This is a genomic window from Pseudomonas sp. 5C2 (assembly GCF_034314155.1).
Classification (GTDB): Bacteria; Pseudomonadota; Gammaproteobacteria; order Pseudomonadales; family Pseudomonadaceae; genus Aquipseudomonas.
On the sequence record NZ_JAVIWH010000002.1, the window covers coordinates 2301403 to 2317698 of the forward strand.

General features: G+C 58.6%; 15 protein-coding genes. 7 read left to right on the forward strand and 8 right to left on the reverse strand.

Annotated features, from left to right (window positions below):
- Positions 1 to 268 precede the first annotated feature (268 nt).
- From RGU44_RS11300 to RGU44_RS11315, 4 genes are all read right to left on the reverse strand, one after another.
- A complete protein-coding gene (locus RGU44_RS11300; RefSeq protein ID WP_322217807.1) occupies positions 269 to 2344 on the reverse strand; it encodes a TonB-dependent siderophore receptor in 2076 nt (691 codons plus the stop codon).
- A 289-nt stretch (positions 2345 to 2633) separates the two neighbouring features.
- Entirely contained in the window at positions 2634 to 2951 is a 318-nt protein-coding gene (locus RGU44_RS11305) for a hypothetical protein (RefSeq protein ID WP_322178314.1), read from the reverse strand.
- Complete coding sequence (locus RGU44_RS11310; RefSeq protein WP_322217153.1) at positions 2948 to 4312, reverse strand: acyclic terpene utilization AtuA family protein; 1365 nt, start codon at positions 4310 to 4312, stop codon at positions 2948 to 2950. Before RGU44_RS11310 ends, RGU44_RS11305 begins: the two co-directional genes overlap by 4 nt.
- Position 4313: 1 nt before the next feature.
- Positions 4314 to 5606 (reverse strand): citrate:proton symporter, encoded by a 1293-nt coding sequence (locus RGU44_RS11315; protein WP_322217809.1) that lies wholly within the window; start codon positions 5604 to 5606, stop codon positions 4314 to 4316.
- A 133-nt stretch (positions 5607 to 5739) separates the two neighbouring features.
- Between RGU44_RS11315 and RGU44_RS11320 the strand changes: the two genes are divergently transcribed.
- From RGU44_RS11320 to efeO (RGU44_RS11340), 5 genes are all read left to right on the forward strand, one after another.
- Positions 5740 to 6645, forward strand: a complete 906-nt coding sequence (locus RGU44_RS11320) for a LysR family transcriptional regulator (RefSeq protein WP_322217156.1) — start codon at positions 5740 to 5742, stop codon at positions 6643 to 6645.
- A gap of 154 nt (positions 6646 to 6799) precedes the next feature.
- Positions 6800 to 7657 carry an iron uptake transporter permease EfeU gene (gene efeU, locus RGU44_RS11325; protein WP_322178311.1) on the forward strand — a complete coding sequence of 286 codons (858 nt, stop codon included), beginning with the start codon at positions 6800 to 6802 and terminating at the stop codon, positions 7655 to 7657.
- A gap of 8 nt (positions 7658 to 7665) precedes the next feature.
- The gene (efeO, locus tag RGU44_RS11330) at positions 7666 to 8874 is read left to right on the forward strand and encodes an iron uptake system protein EfeO (protein WP_322217158.1); all 1209 of its coding nucleotides are present in this window, start codon (positions 7666 to 7668) and stop codon (positions 8872 to 8874) included.
- A gap of 44 nt (positions 8875 to 8918) precedes the next feature.
- Complete coding sequence (efeB, locus tag RGU44_RS11335) at positions 8919 to 10229, forward strand: iron uptake transporter deferrochelatase/peroxidase subunit (protein ID WP_322217161.1); 1311 nt, start codon at positions 8919 to 8921, stop codon at positions 10227 to 10229.
- 29 nt (positions 10230 to 10258) lie between these two features.
- Positions 10259 to 11083 (forward strand): iron uptake system protein EfeO, encoded by an 825-nt coding sequence (gene efeO / locus RGU44_RS11340; protein ID WP_322178308.1) that lies wholly within the window; start codon positions 10259 to 10261, stop codon positions 11081 to 11083.
- 76 nt (positions 11084 to 11159) lie between these two features.
- On the opposite strand, the gene RGU44_RS11345 is transcribed toward efeO (RGU44_RS11340), so the two are convergent.
- The 3 genes from RGU44_RS11345 to RGU44_RS11355 are packed head-to-tail and all read right to left on the reverse strand — an operon-like array spanning position 11160 to position 13177.
- Positions 11160 to 11927, reverse strand: a complete 768-nt coding sequence (locus tag RGU44_RS11345) for a molybdopterin-dependent oxidoreductase (RefSeq protein ID WP_322178307.1) — start codon at positions 11925 to 11927, stop codon at positions 11160 to 11162.
- Entirely contained in the window at positions 11920 to 12528 is a 609-nt protein-coding gene (locus RGU44_RS11350; RefSeq protein WP_322217163.1) for a cytochrome b/b6 domain-containing protein, read from the reverse strand. The genes RGU44_RS11345 and RGU44_RS11350 overlap by 8 nt, the downstream gene beginning before the upstream one ends.
- 43 nt (positions 12529 to 12571) lie before the next feature.
- Entirely contained in the window at positions 12572 to 13177 is a 606-nt protein-coding gene (locus RGU44_RS11355) for a hypothetical protein (protein ID WP_322178305.1), read from the reverse strand.
- A 215-nt stretch (positions 13178 to 13392) separates the two neighbouring features.
- Between RGU44_RS11355 and RGU44_RS11360 the strand changes: the two genes are divergently transcribed.
- Both RGU44_RS11360 and RGU44_RS11365 read left to right on the forward strand, forming a co-directional pair.
- Complete coding sequence (locus tag RGU44_RS11360; protein ID WP_322178304.1) at positions 13393 to 14088, forward strand: heavy metal response regulator transcription factor; 696 nt, start codon at positions 13393 to 13395, stop codon at positions 14086 to 14088.
- Positions 14061 to 15464, forward strand: a complete 1404-nt coding sequence (locus RGU44_RS11365; protein ID WP_322217165.1) for a heavy metal sensor histidine kinase — start codon at positions 14061 to 14063, stop codon at positions 15462 to 15464. Before RGU44_RS11360 ends, RGU44_RS11365 begins: the two co-directional genes overlap by 28 nt.
- 6 nt (positions 15465 to 15470) lie before the next feature.
- Here the strand turns inward: RGU44_RS11365 and RGU44_RS11370 are convergent, their stop codons facing one another.
- Positions 15471 to 16139 (reverse strand): polysaccharide lyase family 7 protein, encoded by a 669-nt coding sequence (locus tag RGU44_RS11370; protein WP_322217167.1) that lies wholly within the window; start codon positions 16137 to 16139, stop codon positions 15471 to 15473.
- Between the last annotated feature and the right edge of the window lie 157 nt (positions 16140 to 16296).

Genomic DNA, 16296 nt, shown 5'->3' on the forward strand with positions numbered 1-16296 from the left:
AAAGGTGTTTTAGTGGCTCTTTAAGCACGAATATGAATTAAAAATATATTTTAATTCCCATTATTCAATTAATTTGATTAAGCCACTGATATATAAAGCATTTAACTTGGCGCGGAAAACTTCCAATTACCCATATGAATAGCATGGATATCGTAAAACACTCGTTCGCTTATGATTTATATCCCCGTATACGGTCTTAACGTTCAAAATAATTCATATACGACATGATCCACGGCCGTCTGCATGAATAGCCGGCCTGCTGCTTCGGTCAGAAATCCAGCGTGGCGCGAGCAATCAGCTGGCGAGGTTCGCCAATGACGATGGCTGGCGAACCGAGACCACTGCTGGACACGTAATAGCGTTCGTCGAACACGTTTTTCAGGTTGAGCTGCAGCGTCAGGTCACGGTCTTTAATCTTCATTTTGTAGCTGACAAACGCATCGGCCACGGTCGAAGACGGCAAGTAATACTCGATGCCAGCACCATCGTTCACCCCCCAGCGGCTGGCGTAACGGGCGCCCGCTCCAGCACGCAAGTCGCCCACACCGACATGGCCAAAGTCTCGGGTCAGGTACGCCGCCGCGGTGTGTTTCGACACACCGTCCAGGGGAGCACCTTCCAGGATCGGGTCTTTGAGCACCTCGGTGGCGGTGTACGCGTAGCTGCCAGTGATGCTCCAGAACTCGTCGAGCTGGCCGGTGATGTCTGCTTCAAGGCCACGGGACCGCACCTCGCCGGAGACCCGGGTGCAGATTTCAGTGCCGCAGGCTTCGCTGGTCTGCACGTTCTTCTTGTTGATCGTGAACAGCGCTACCGTAGTGGTGATCGCGTCATTTTCAAACTTGGTGCCAAACTCGTAAGCCTTGCCTTCTTCAGGTGGCAAGTCACCAATCGGCGTGGCGATCGAGGTGTTGGGGCGAAACGATTCGGTGTAGCTGCCGTACACCGACCAGTCAGGCTGAATCAGGTACACCAGCCCTACACGCGGCACGACGTTGCTGTCCTTGACGTCGGCACCGACCACAAACGGTCGGCCCTTGCCGGTGATTTCATCGAATGCGTCGTAGCGCAGGCCACCTTGGACAATCCAGTGCTCGCCCAGGTGCATCGAGTCCTGCACGAAGAACGCATGGGTTTGCAGATGGTCACTCTGGTCACTGTTTGCTGCGCTGACCTTGCTAGGCAGCGGCGCCATGCCATACACCGGGGCGTTGTAGTTGAAGTCGGCACTGGCGGTGTTACGCAGCAGATCACCCAGATCCCGCTGGTTATTCATGTAGTCGGCGCCAATCAATACTTCGTGCAGCGTATCGCCCCAGTACAACTTGCCCAAGGTATTGACGGTGGCGGTATGGGCCGCCTGCACCGCATCGCGGGTCGCATCGGCGCGCCGGGTCACCAGACCGGTGTCGTTATTGGCCGACATGAACCGCGATTGATTGTCGTTGTAATAGTTGCGGCTGTAGCCGTAACCGGTATTGAGCGTCCAGCTGTCGTTCAGGCGATGCTCCATACGCAGGTCCACCGAATCCGAACGCCCGGCGGTGACGTTGAAGGGTTCGTCCAGGCGTCGATTGCGCGGGATGTTGAGCACCTTGCCGGTTTTCGGATTGATCTGCGTGCCTCGGTCGAATGGCACCGAATATTCCATGTGTTCGTAGGCGATAGAGACCTTGGTGTCCTCGCCATACCAGGCCAGCGACGGCGCAATCACTGTCTGATCGATGCTGCCGAAATTGCGCCAGTAATCGACGTTCTGTTTGTCGGCGATCAACCGGTAGGCCAGACCGCTATCGCCCAATGGCCCGGTGAGATCTATCTGCTCGCCTCCGCCACCAAAGCTGGAGCCGAATGCAGAGATCGAGTGAGCGGCTTCCAGCTGTGGCTTTTTGGTCACCACGTTGATGATCCCACCGGGGTCCTGCACGCCATACAACATCGACGCGGGGCCTTTTAGTACCTCGATACGCTCGGTGGTGGGCGTGAAATTACGCGCCTGCACTGATTGCATGCCGTCGCGCATGATCGAGTTGTCCCGGTTGGTGCCGAAACCGCGTTTCTGGATCGCGTCCTGAGTGCCGCCCAGGGTGTTGCCCTGTTTGACCCCGCTGACGGCATTGATCGCTTCGTCCAGACTCGCCGGCTGGCGGTCTTCGATGACCCGGTTGGTGACCACATTTACCGATTGCGGGACCTCCACCAGGCGCTCATCGGTGCGGGTAGCGACCGTGGCGCGCCGTGCCTGATAGCTTGTGCGGCTGCGCTCAAGCTCCTCGGCTTCGAGCGATTGAGCCTTGGCATCGATGTTGACCGCCTCAAGCTGCATCTCCTCGGCAAAGGCCATCGGCGCACTCAAGGCGCACAGCGTGACTTTCGCCGTGTACAGATTGCGCAGTCGATACGACAGAGGCGCAACCGCTGTCGACACGGGCACATAACAACCGGCTTGATGCTTTGTCATGAATAAACCAGAACTCTCGAATAGTGCTTTCGTTACATGGTAACGAATCTTATTCTCATTACTGATTTACTGAAACGTTTTATCCCACTGAATTCCAAAATATTTTCTGATGATCACATCAATGCAAGTCATCCCCCCCTGCAGGAGCTGTGACTCAGATAAACCCGCCGCTCTAAACCTCCATGTCCAGCAACGCTGCCCCTAGCGCCTTTCCATGGGCATCCAGTGCCAGGGACCGGGTCACGCCCCCGCGCAGGATGCCGGGCAGGACGAAGTTCAGGGCATGGACATTGGGCAACTCATAGCGCCGAACGGGGCCTGCCGCCGGGTCGAGCAACTCGGCAAACCAGGCCGTGACGCGCTCGACGCTTAGCGCCTGACACAGGTGTGGATAGTCTTCGGCACGGTAGGCGATTACCGAAATATTTGAGGTGTCGCCTTTGTCGCCGGTACGGGAATGCGCCAACTCTCGCAGCTTGACGGTACTCATAAGGCATCCTCCAAATGGATTCGTGGGGTGACTGCATCACGGGGCAGGTACAGCGACGCAACTGCCACCACCTGACGAACGCTTTTGCTTGCCCCGCCACCGCCGCAAGGACCGTTGGTGTACAACGTTTCTACTTCATTGCCGACTCGCACCGCTTCGGCCCGATCAGTACAGCGCGCGGCCACCCGCAAACGCACTTCCCACGGTTCGCTGCTCGTACGTGAACCTAGCCCGGCCCCGTGCAGTGCATCGACGCCAATCAGTTCGGCGCGCACTTCGTCGTAGATCACGCCGGTCAGTTTCAACCGTTCGAGCACAACCTCACGGGCCAACTGTGCCCGGGCCACAGCCCCCGGCCCGCCATACGCGATCTGCCCTTCGCCGATCCAGCCATCGAGATAGCCCACCGACACCTTCAAGGTTTCAGGCCTTGGGTGCCCGTCTGCCCCTGCAATACGCACCCGGTCAACGCCCTCGGTGCTGAAGCTGACCGCAGAAAAATCAGCACTGACATCCGGCGTCAGGTACGCCGCAGGGTCGTGCACTTCATAGATCAGTTGTTCGGTGCAGGTGGCGGTGTCAATGCGGCCGCCCGTGCCCGACACTTTGCTGATCACTGCCTGCCCCAAAGCATCCACCTCGGCCAGCGGGAAGCCGAGCCGCGCCAGATCAGGAACATCCTTGTAACCGGGATCGGCAAAGTACCCGCCGCTGATCTGTCCGGCGCATTCGAGCAGATGCCCGACCAATGTGCCGCGACCCAACAAGGCCCAATCATCTTCAGCCCAGCCAAACTCGAACAACTGCGGTGCGAGGAACAACGATGGATCGGCAACCCTGCCAGTAATCACCACATCGGCGTCGGCCCGTAGCGCGTCGACGATGCCTGAAGCGCCCAGATAAGCATTGGCCGAGATCAGTCGTTCACCCAGCGAGCCCAGGCTTGCACCGTTGTCGAGTAACAAGGAAGGATCGGCCTGCAACGCATCAAGCACATCATCGCCGGTCAGAGCGGCGACTTTCAGGCTGTTCAACCCCAGCTCCGCAGCGATCCGCCTGACCTCACGAGCGGCCGCCATTGGGTTGGCGGCGCCCATGTTAGTGATCACGCGCAAGCGCCGGCGATTGCCATCAATGCCACGACCGACAAAAGGCAGCACCCGGCGCATACGCTCGCTCAGCAAAGGGTCGTAACCCGCCTCTGGATCAGCCAGACGGGCCTGCTGTGCCAGAGCAATAGTGCGTTCGGCCAGGCATTCAAAGACCAGATAATCCAGATCGCCCTGCTCGGCCAGTTCCACGGCCGGCTCAATGCGGTCACCCGAGTAACCGGCGCCAGAGCCAATGCGTAAGGTTTTCATGTCAGAAGACTCCCAGGAGCAACGCAGTCAGGGTCATTAACACCGACGCGGCGAACATAAAGGGGATGGTGAAACGCTGGTGATCGGCCAACTCGATCTTGCACAGGCCGACCAACAGAAAGGTCGCCGGCGTCAGCGGGCTGACTGGGAACCCGGTGGTATGTACGCCGAGCAACGAGGCCTGAGCCACCTGCAGCGGGTTGACGCCCAGCGCCTTGCCGACTTCAGCGATCACCGGCATCACACCGAAATAGAACGAGTCTGGATCGAACAGCAGGCTCAATGGCATGGACAGAAAGCCCACTACCGCCGGGATCAAATGACCGTGGCCAGCCGGGATCTGTGCCACCGCCACTTCAGCCATCGCTTTGAGCATGCCACTGCCCTGCATGATCCCGGTGAACACCCCGGCTGCCAGGAGGATCCTGGCCATGGTCAAGGCCGTTTTGGCGTGCGCATCGACGCGCTCCCGCTGGGCGTCGACGTTTGGGTAGTTGATGCACAGCGCCAATACGGTACCGAGCATGAACATCACCACTGGGTCGACCCAGCCAGCAATCATCACGCCCATCACCAACACGGTCAGCAGCAGATTGAGCCAGAACAACCGTGGCCGACGCAGCCCTTCTTCTTCCGCGCTGAGGGTACGCTGGGGAACCACATCAACCGTGACGCCAGCGCCAAGGCCAAGCCGACGCTCTTCGCGGCGACCAAGCAGCCAGGCGCAGGTGAAGACAAACACCAAACCCACGATCTGCACCGGAATCAGAGGTTGAAACAGGTCCGATACCGGCACATGCAACGCCGCCGAGGAGCGCAGCACCGGGCCGGTCCAGGGCAGGAAGTTAACCCCGGCCGCCATCGCCGTGACGCACGCAAGGATGCGCCGGTCCATGCCGAGACGGTTATAGAGAGGGAGCATGGCCGGGATAGTCACCAGAAAAGTGACCGCCCCCGAACCATCCAGGTGCACCAACAACGCCAGTAACGCGGTGCCGGTCACGATCCGTGTCGGTCGCGTCCCTACCGTGTGCAGGATCCGATCAATGATGGGATCAAGCATCCCGGCGTCCGTCATCACCCCAAAGAACAAGATGGCGAACACGAACATGCCCACCACCGGGGCCACGTTCTTGATGCCGGTAATGATGAAGGCACTGGTTTCCAGGCCGAAGCCGCCGATCAATGCAGCAATGATCGGCAACGCAATAAGTGCAACCAGTGGCGAGAGGCGTTTGCTCATTACAGCGGTGAGCAAACAGAGGATGGTGATAACACCGAGCGTGGCGAGCATGGGCAGGGTCCTGTGTGTCATTCCTGACCGCCTGGGGCAGTGGAATGAACCGTTGTTGTTTTCAACGAGTATTGAAAATCGGGGTAATCTTTGTAAATTGAAATGTTCACCGCATCTCGTTCGGAAAAACAGAATGAAGAACTCAATTCAGCATATCCGTGCCTTTCTCGCCGTGGCCCATAGCGGCAGCTTTGCCAAGGCGGCAGTCGCCTTGCATCTGTCGCCTTCGGCGCTAACCGTGCAGATTCAACAACTCGAAGACTGGCTGGGGGTGACACTGCTCGAGCGCAGTCCGCGTCAGGTCAGCCTCACGGCGGCCGGGCAGAAGACCTTGGGGCCGATGGAAAAACTACTATTGGACCTGGACAACATTGTTGCCGGCTCGCGGGATTTGGCGGCGCTACGCCGAGGTGTGGTGACCATCGCGGCCCTGCCCTCGATCTGCTCAGGCGCACTGCCTCCAGTACTGAAGCTGTTTCGCGAACAGTTTCCCGGGGTCGAGATACGCCTGCGCGATGTGGTAGCGCAACGTATCGACGCACTTGTGCGTGATGGCGAAGTCGATTTCGGTCTTGGGGTGCGAGCCCGGCTGGGACACGGCCTGGACTTTGAGGTGGTGATGGTGGATCGGTTGTGCCTGTTTATCCCAAGCGATCATCCGCTGGCATCACGCCAATCAGTAAGTATCTCGGCGCTGACAGGTCAGCCGATGATCCTCACCGGACGCGACAGCAGCGTGCGCGAACGGGTGGAGCAGCTGTTCGCCGAAGAGGGTCTGCACCTGATACCAGGCCTGGAAGCCAACTATATGTCGACAGTGCTGGCCTTGGTCCGCCAAGGACTGGGGATGACCCTGCTGCCGGAGTCCGCCGACGATGGCCGTGGCGATCTGGCGCGTGTGCCAGTCGATCACCCTGGTGTCAGCCGAGAAATCGGCCTTATCACCCGCGCAGGTCAAAGCCTGAGCCCGGCGCCACAGCGGTTTGTAGAGCTGATGAGGTCGGTGCTGGATCAATCAGACCCACTGCCCACGACCTGAACCTAACCTGTACGAGCCTGCAAAAAATCCGAAATTTTAAAAAAATGATATTCTCATTAGATAATGAGTATCATTATGTTGCAGATTCTCAAACGCGCAACAGCCTCCGTTGCGCACCTGGTTACACGCCCTGCAGCTCTTATTTTGGTGACACATGCTCGTTCCTTTTTTGATCATGCTGCGCGAAGGGATTGAAGCCGCGCTCATCGTTGGCATCATTGCCAGCTACCTGAAACAGACCGGCCGCGGGGAATGGATGCCCGCCGTGTGGATCGGTGTTTTTCTCGCGGCAGCCTTGGCGCTCCTGGTCGGGGGCGGCCTGGAATTGGTCAGCGCCGAATTCCCGCAAAAACAGCAGGAGTTGTTCGAAGGCGTGATCGGCCTGGTGGCCGTGGGCATTCTCAGTTCGATGGTGTTCTGGATGCGCAAGGTCGCACGCTCCATCAAGCACTCATTGCACGCCTCTCTCGATGCCGCACTTGCCACCTCGAAAAATCAGGTTTACGCGCTGATCGCCATGGTGTTTTTCGCCGTCGCCCGTGAAGGGCTGGAGACTGTTTTTTTCCTGCTGGCGGTGTTCCAGCAGAGTGAGGGGACGGCAGCCCCGATGGGGGCCCTGCTCGGCCTGATCCTGGCCATCGGCGTGGGGTTTGCCATTTACAGCGGCAGCATGCGCCTGAATCTGGGCATGTTCTTCCGCTGGACCGGCCTGTTCATTCTGGTGGTCGCCGCCGGGATTCTCTCTACGTCGGTGCAAGCGCTGCATGAGGCCGGACTGTGGAATCACCTGCAAACAGTCGTGTTCGACATCAGCGCAGCGCTGCCAATGGACGGCCCATTAGGCTCGGTATTGGCCGGCATGTTTGGTTATCAAGATTCTCCGACCGTCAGCACCCTGAGCGTCTACCTGATCTACCTGATCGGCGCATTGGTGTTGTTCTTCCTGCCAGCGCCGGGGACTCAATCGGCTAAACCCGTGCTTCGCCAATCATCTTCCGCTACGAACGAATAAGGGTACCCATGTCGAATCTTCCCTCTGGGCTTCCTGAAAAAGCCAGGTCTCATAACGTCTTGCGATTGGCAGTAGTCGGCTCCGTGATCATCATGATCGCGGCCGGCGGGCTGTTCTACTATGCCTCCCGCGCTGCGATGCAAAAGCGCCAGGCTAATAACAGTGCCGAGACCTTCGTCAGCATTCATGCCCACAGCTGTGAGCCGAATGCGTTGACGGTACCTGCTGGACGCACCGCCTTTCGTATCGTCAACCGCTCCGAACGTGCCGTTGAGTGGGAAATCCTCGACGGTGTACTGGTGGTCGAGGAGCGCGAAAATATCGCGCCGGGGCTGAGCCAGGTGATCAATGCCAACCTGATGCCGGGCGACTACACCATCACCTGCGGCCTGCTGAGCAACCCACGCGGCACCCTGCATGTGACCCCCACCGCTGAATCCGACGCCAGCGCAAAGGCCCGGCCATCGATGGTCGCGTTTATCGGACCACTGTCCGAATACCGCGTTTATTTGAGCAGCCAGAGTTCAGCGCTGATCAAGGCCGTTACCGCCTTGCAACAGGCCATCGACGTAGCTGACCTGGATCAGGCACAAGCGGCTTACCTGCAGGCCCGAGTCGTCTATCAGCGGATTGCACCTGCCGCACAGCGCTTTGCCGATCTGGATAACGCCATCAACGCTCGTGCTGATTACTACGAAAAACGCGAACAAGACCCGGGCTTCAATGGCTTCCATCGCATTGAGTACGCCTTGTTCGATCAGCACAAAGTCGATGGCCTGGCGCTGACGGTGCAGCGTCTGCAAACCGACGTCACTGGCCTCAAGCAACAATTGATGGCGCAAACCATGGCCCCCGAGCAACTGGTTGGCATCATTACCCACAACATGCGCTCCCTGGCCGAAGTCCGCAGCAACGGCGAAGAAGAGCGCTACAGCCGTGCTGACCTGAGCGGTTTTGCCGCCAATCTGGAAGGTACACGCAAAGTCATCGACCTGTTGCGTCCGCTGCTGGCCAAGACAGCTGGCGAGCTGCTGCAAAGGATCGATGCGGCTTCAACGGCCTTTGGCGCTGAACTCGACAGCTTGAAAACCGAGAGCGGCTACCGCCCCTACGATCAAGTCGCGAATGGGCAGCGCCAACAGATAGCAGACAGCGCCAAAGCATTGGCCGACGCACTCGATGGAATCGATCCAGCCTTAGGCCTCAAGGGCCTCTAAGCAGTGTCCTTTCAGACCCGTAATAGAACGAAGACCTCATCACTATGAAAGATTCAGATATGTCCAACGCCCCGCTTTCAGCCCAACGTCGCCGCGTGCTTCTGGGACTCGGCGCGGCGGGTGCAGCATTGGCGGGTAGCAGCCTGAGCAGCAACGTTTTGGCGGCGTCCCAGGCGCAAGTCACCGAAGCGCCGCACAGCGAAAAGACCCAGGACCGTAACCTGTTCCATGGCCGTCACCAGACGGGCATTGTCACGCCTCGCCCGGCTGCGGGCATGCTCGTATCGTTCGACGTACTGGCTGCCGACCGCGAAGATCTGGAGCGTCTGTTCCGCACGCTGAACGAGCGTATTGCGTTCCTGATGACAGGAGGCGTCGTGCCGCAGGTCGATCCGAAATTGCCACCGGTGGATTCGGGCATCCTCGGTCCGGTGGTGACGCCGGACAACCTGACCATCACCGTGTCGGTCGGTGAGTCGCTGTTCGACGAGCGTTTCGGCCTGGCGTCGGTCAAGCCCACGCGCCTGATCCGGATGATTGGCTTCCCTAATGACGCGCTGGAGCCTGACCGCTGCCACGGTGACTTGAGCATTCAGTTCTGCTCCAACACCCCCGACAGCAATATTCACGCCCTGCGTGACATCGTCAAAAATCTGCCCGACTTGTTGTTGGTGCGCTGGAAGCAGGAAGGCACCGTGCCGGCTCAGGCCCCCGTCAAACCCGGGCAGCCCGCAGAGAGTGCACGTAACTTCCTCGGTTTCCGCGACGGTTCAGCCAACCCCGATTCCAACGATCAAAAAGCCATGGACTACCTGGTCTGGGTTCAACCCCGCAGCGATGAGCCCGCATGGGCTGTCAGCGGTAGCTATCAGGCAGTGCGGATCATCCGTAACTTCGTCGAGCGCTGGGACCGGACGCCACTGCAGGAACAGCAAGCGATCTTTGGCCGGGTCAAGACCACCGGCGCGCCGATGGATGGCAAGCAGGAGACCGACGTGCCGAACTACGCTGCCGATCCCCACGGCAAGCAGACTCGCCTGGACTCACATATCAGGATGGCCAACCCACGCACCGCCGACACTGAACGCAACCGGATTTTGCGCCGCCCGTTCAACTACTCCAATGGCGTGAGCAAGAACGGTCAGCTCGACATGGGCCTGTTGTTCATCTGCTACCAGTCCGATCTGGAAAAAGGCTTTATCACCGTGCAAACCCGCCTCAATGGCGAACCTCTGGAGGAGTACCTGAAGCCCATTGGCGGTGGCTACTTCTTCACGTTGCCCGGTGTCGTCGGCGATCAGGATTACCTCGGTCGGTCGCTGCTTGCCGCCTCCACACCGACGAAAACGCTTTGACCCACACTAATTTCACCCGGAAAAGTCCCATGAAAAAGTCGCCTCTCGTTGTGATGCTTACCTTTGGCTTGCTCCAGACTCCCTTGGCCGCCTTCGCCGCGACAGCGCCGCTGGACCTGGTGGGACCGATCTCGGACTACAAAATCTACGTCACCGAACAGCTTGATGAGCTGGGTAGCCACACCCAACAGTTCACCGATGCCGTGAAAAAAGGCGACCTGGCCACCGCCAAAAAACTGTATGCGCCGACTCGCGTTTATTACGAGTCCGTTGAGCCCATCGCCGAGTTGTTCAGCGACCTGGATGCCTCCATCGATTCACGCGTTGATGACCACGAAAAAGGCGTGACCGCTGAAGACTTCACCGGTTTCCACCGCATCGAATACAGCCTGTTCTCCGAGAACAGCACCCAGGGCCTGGGCGAACTGGCCGACAAACTCAACGGCGATGTCAAAGACCTGCAAACACGCGTTGCCGGCCTGACCTTCCCACCTGAAAAAGTGGTTGGCGGTGCGGCAGTGCTGCTCGAAGAAGTCGCTGCCACCAAGATTTCCGGTGAAGAAGACCGTTACAGCCACACTGACCTGTATGACTTCCAGGGCAACATCGACGGCGCCAAAAAAATCGTCGACCTGTTCCGCCCGCAGATCGAAAAGCAGGACACGGTGTTTGCCGCCAAAGTCGACAAGAACTTTGCGACGGTCAACAAGATCCTGGCCAAATACAAAACCAAAGACGGTGGCTACGAGACGTATGACAAAGTCAGTGCAAATGACCGCAAGGCACTGATTGGCCCGGTCAACACCCTGGCTGAAGACCTGTCCACCTTGCGTGGCAAGCTGGGTCTGAACTGAGTGAAAAGCAGCTTCAGTATCCAGGAATCCTGAAGCTGCTCCCCTGAAGGCTGCGATCAACTGTGCAGCGGTTGCTTTAACTCCCGCTAAACCAGTTATAGCCCTGGTCTTCCCAGTACCCGCCCGGGTATTCATTGGTCACGAAGAGTTCGACGATGTGCTTGGGATTCTTGAACCCCAACTTGGTCGGCACCCGCACACGCAATGGATAACCATAATCCGGTGGCAGTGCTACTTGGCCGAAATCCAGCGCCAGCAAAGTTTGTGGATGCAGCGCGGTCGGCATGTCCAGGCTTGAGTAGTATTTGTCAGCACATTTGAACCCGACGAATTTTGCCGTGGTGTCCGCGCCAATGTGTTCCAGAAACGTGCGCAAAGGGACCCCGCCCCATTGGCCAATCGCGCTCCAGCCCTCGACGCAGATCAGCCGCGTGATGTCGGTGCGTTGCGGCAGCTTGCGCAAGTTTTCCAGGGTCCAGGGTTGCGTGTCACGCACCAACCCGGACACCGCCAGACGGTACGTGGAAAGATCGACCTCGGGCACATTGTATTCAGGGTAGAACGCATTGAACGGGAACGGACTGGTGACCTTTGCCAGATCGTAGGTCGGCGCCAGACGTTGACCGCTGAACAGCCAGGCCTGAACCCGGTCGTTCCAGCGCGACATGGCCCACAAAGTTTTATCCACAGCATCGTCACTCTCCAGGTTGCAGCCCGTGAGCATCGACATTGCACCGATCGTCAGCCCGGCGCGCAGAAACGAGCGCCGTTGAATATTGATCAATTGGGTCTGCTGCGCCGGTTCCAGGCGCAAACCAGGTGGCCGCTGTTTGGGTTCAGTCATTGGAATTCTCCCGAGTACCACCGGTAATCATCGGCACAAATGTACGTGGCACCAGCAGTACCAACACCAAATGGACGACGACGAATGCACCGATCCCGGCCATGGCGCCAAAATGCACGAAACGAGCGAAGTCGTACCCGCCCAGCAAGCTACACAGCACCTGCAACTGGACCGGCTTCCAGATCGACAGCCCGGACAAGACCACCAGCACGCCCAGCGCCAACACCAGCCAATACGACAACCGTTGCACGGCGTTGTAGCGCCCCTGTTGGTGAGCCAGACGCAAGCGCAGGGCATCCCCCAGATCACGCCTCACCGCGTCCACTGAAATCGGTAACAAATCGCGTTTGAAGTGCTGACTGAACACGCTGTACAACACGTATGCCAGGCCGTTGATCACCAGCAGCCACATCACTGCCAGATGCCAAGCGATGGAACCACCGAGCCAACCGCCCAGAGTTATCTCGCGGGGGAAGCGGAAAGAGAATAAAGGTGAAGCGTTGTAGATGCCCCAGCCGCTCATGAACATGCCAACCATGCCCAGCGCGTTGAGCCAATGCGTAAGCCGCACTGGCCAGGGATGGATATGTCGAGTGCTCATGGCGGTCTCCTGTGGTGTCTGAATCCGACGCCCTCGCTCTGCGTTACATCGGTGGCGTGAAACCATCCTTGCCCACGGCAATACCGCGCGCGGATTTACCGTCATCGGCCGGGAACAGAACGATCTTGGCACCGGCTTTCAGTGCGCTGCGCTCGCCAGGTTGAACGTAGGCGATCGGCACGTCTTCTGGCACGACCAGCTGTTTTTCGCCGCCCTTATAGAGCACGGTCAAGGTGCGACCATTGGTTTTTGCCAGCGTACCAACCGTGCCGTTGGTCATGGTGCCGGTACTGCCGTCGGCATTTTCCCAACCGTAGTGGCCTTCACCGCTGCCTTTGAGGCTAGCTTCGAACACGGTAACTTCCAATGCTTTCAACGTGCCATCAGCCTGCGGTGTGGCCGCCGAACCGATAAAGCTGTCAGTTTTGATCGAATCCAGGCTGGTTTTTGAAATCAAGCGAATCGTCGTCTTGTCGGTCAAGCCGATGCTCTGATGTTGACCGGCACGGTTGGTGAAATTCAACGTATCAGCCTGGAGGCTATCAACAGTGCCGCGCATGGGCTTGACCACTGGCATGTCGGCGGCCTGGGTCATGACTGCGGCGCTGAGCAGAAGCAAGCCGAACGTTGTGGACAGTGCATTCTTCATGTCGATACCTGGTTGAGTGAGTTAGCAGCCATCATCACCCTGGAACCCGCACGGCAGCATGACCGCCGAATGACATTTTTGTCATTCGGCGCAGGTAGATCGCGCATGACAAAAATGTCACCGACACCCTCATGGCACTTGGTTAAACTCCAACCCTGCCCAACGCTCCTCGTTGGAAACGCTCCAGCCTGTGTGAAGAACATGGAGACCCAACGGTGCACATCCTGCTCATCGAAGACGACACCAAGACCGGCGAGTACCTGAAAAAGGGCCTTGGCGAGTCGGGTTATAAAGTCGACTGGACCCAACACGGCACCGATGGCCTGCACATGGCCCTCGAACAGCGCTATGACTTGATCGTGCTCGATGTGATGCTGCCAGGCATCGATGGCTGGCAGATTATCGAAGTGCTGCGCGCCAAACAGGATGTGCCCGTGCTGTTCCTCACTGCGCGCGATCAATTGCAGGATCGCATTCGTGGCCTGGAGCTGGGCGCCGACGACTATCTGGTAAAACCGTTTTCCTTCACTGAGTTGCTGCTGCGCATCCGCACCGTGCTGCGTCGGGGCGTGGTCCGCGAGCCGGATCATTTTCATATCGCCGACTTGGAGCTGGACCTGCTGCGACGCAGGGTGACCCGCCAGCAACAGGTGATCGTCCTGACCAACAAGGAATTCGCGCTGTTGCATCTGCTGCTGCGCCGCGAAGGCGATGTACTGTCCAGGGCACAGATCGCCTCGGAGGTCTGGGACATGAACTTCGACAGCGACACCAATGTGGTCGATGTCGCGATCAAACGTCTGCGCAGCAAGATCGACCTGCCCTACCCGGTCAAACTCATCCATACCGTGCGCGGCATCGGTTACGTCTGCGAGGTGCGGCCATGCGGTCCCGACGCCCGCCATCCCTGACCCTGCGCACCACACTCGCATTCGCCCTGGTGGCGATGCTCACCGTGGCTGGCGCCGGCCTGTATCTTTACGTATCGATAGAACGGACCGTGATGCAGCGCAGCGACCATGCCGTGCTGGCCCGGCTCGATCATTTTCGCAAACTGCTGCGCTACGACCTGACCCTCGACAAACTTGAGAGCAGTCCGCAACTGTTCGAAAACATGCTCGACAGCGAAGAAGACATTTTCATCATCGGTGAACCGGGCAAGCCCCCGGTGATTTCGGTCAATCCGTCGCACGCGCCGCTGCCACAGGTACCGGTGGTCGGCCAGGATCAAGCCCTCAACGACACCGACCTGCGCAGTGGGATGAGCCTGGAAGGCGTGCCCTTGCGCGCCGCATCCGTGCAGGCGCTGTCGGGCAACACCGAGGTGCACCTGCTGGCCGCGCATGTAATGGTCAAGGAAATGGCCATGCTCGCCAGTTTCAGACAGCGCATCTACGTGGCCATGACCCTGGCTTTCGTCATCGCCGCGCTGCTCGGTTATCTGTTGTTACGCCGTGGTTTACGCCCGTTGCGGCGAATGGCGACACACGCGGCAGACATCACCCCGGCGACGCTCGACAGCCACAGAGGTAGCCGCCTGGACAGCCACGACACACCCGTGGAGCTGCATCAACTCAGCGACGCTTTCAACGCCATGCTTGATCGCCTGGCCGACGGTTATCAGCGGCTGATGCAGTTTTCCGCAGACCTGGCCCATGAGATTCGCACACCTGTCGGCTCACTGATGGGGCATTGTCAGGTTGCGTTGCGCCAGACCCGCAGCGTGGATGAATACCAAGCGTTGCTGGCCTCGAATCTTGAGGAGTTGGAGCGGATTTCCCGACTGGTCGAGAGCATCCTGTTCCTCGCCCGGGCTGATGACGCACAAGCCGTGCTCGAACGTCAGCCACTGAATCTGGAAGACGAACTGCAGCGCGTCGCCGGTTATTTCGAAGGGTTGGCAGAAGAGCGTCAATTGCGCATCCAGACTTCTGGCGGCGGGACCTTGAACGCCGACCCGATCCTTCTGCGGCGGGCGTTGAGCAATCTGGTGGCCAATGCCATTCGCTACGCCGATGCGGACAGCGAGATTCTGGTGCGCGTCGACAGGCGCGATAGCGAATGGCTGATCCAGGTGGAGAATCAGGGTCCGGTGCTGGCGCCTGCGGCCTTGACCCGGTTGTTCGACCGTTTCTACCGCGGCGACGCTTCACGCCATCAACGCTCCGACTCCAATGGTCTGGGGTTGGCCATTGTCGCCGCGATCATGCATCTGCATGGCGGACGCGTCACCGTCGCGCAACCGGTTGCCGCACCGATTCGGTTTACCCTGGTCTTTCCGGCTTGACCCCACTCAAGCCTTCTTGTCATGGGTAATTGTCAGCTTGTAGAACGTCGCCGCCCCGCCTTCAGTGGTGTAGCCCGTATTGTCCTGAACGTAGACGCCTGCCTTGAAGTACAAAAGCCGGGTGCTCCAGGATGAATCCAGAGCTGCGGTCCAGACATGGTCGAATGCGTTGACGGTCAGGTTGCCGTTGGGCGTCAGGTGAATGGTGTAGGTGAAGCGCTGATTCATCGGCACCTGTTCGGCAATGATGATGACCTCAGGCTCCACGCCGGGTGCGCGTCGAAACTTGACAACGATGTTGCCGGTCTTGAGCTTTTCCTTGTACTGGTATTCGAGCTTGAGCAACGGCTCCGCGCTTTGGTAACAATGAATCTGACCAATCACGATTTTGCCCGTCGAGGGTACCTGACTGACCAACAGCGCGGCACGCAGGACGTTGTCTGCCTGGGGAAATTTCCAGTTGCTGACGCTGCCATCGGCCTTGGTCTCGCGCAGTTCGGTCCGGGGATATATCGCATTTTCAGTTCTGGAGCCGGTTACCGGCACCCAAAAGAACAAGGTGTCCCCCGAGCGGAAGTAACCATCCTGATAACCACCCACCAGTGTTGGCGTATCAATGGTGCCGGCGGGAGGACCGACAGGGACGGAGAGGTTCCAGGTAGCGAGATCGATCATTCAAGACTCGAAGGGGTGCGGCTTGCGCACCAGCAAGGACGGATCGTTAAAGGTGGTGTGCAACCACCCAGCGGTGTTGTCCTTGCTATCGGCTGAATCGATGATTGTTGAAATTCAATCGCCGACCTAATGACGTCAAAAAACAGGCGATCCGCTG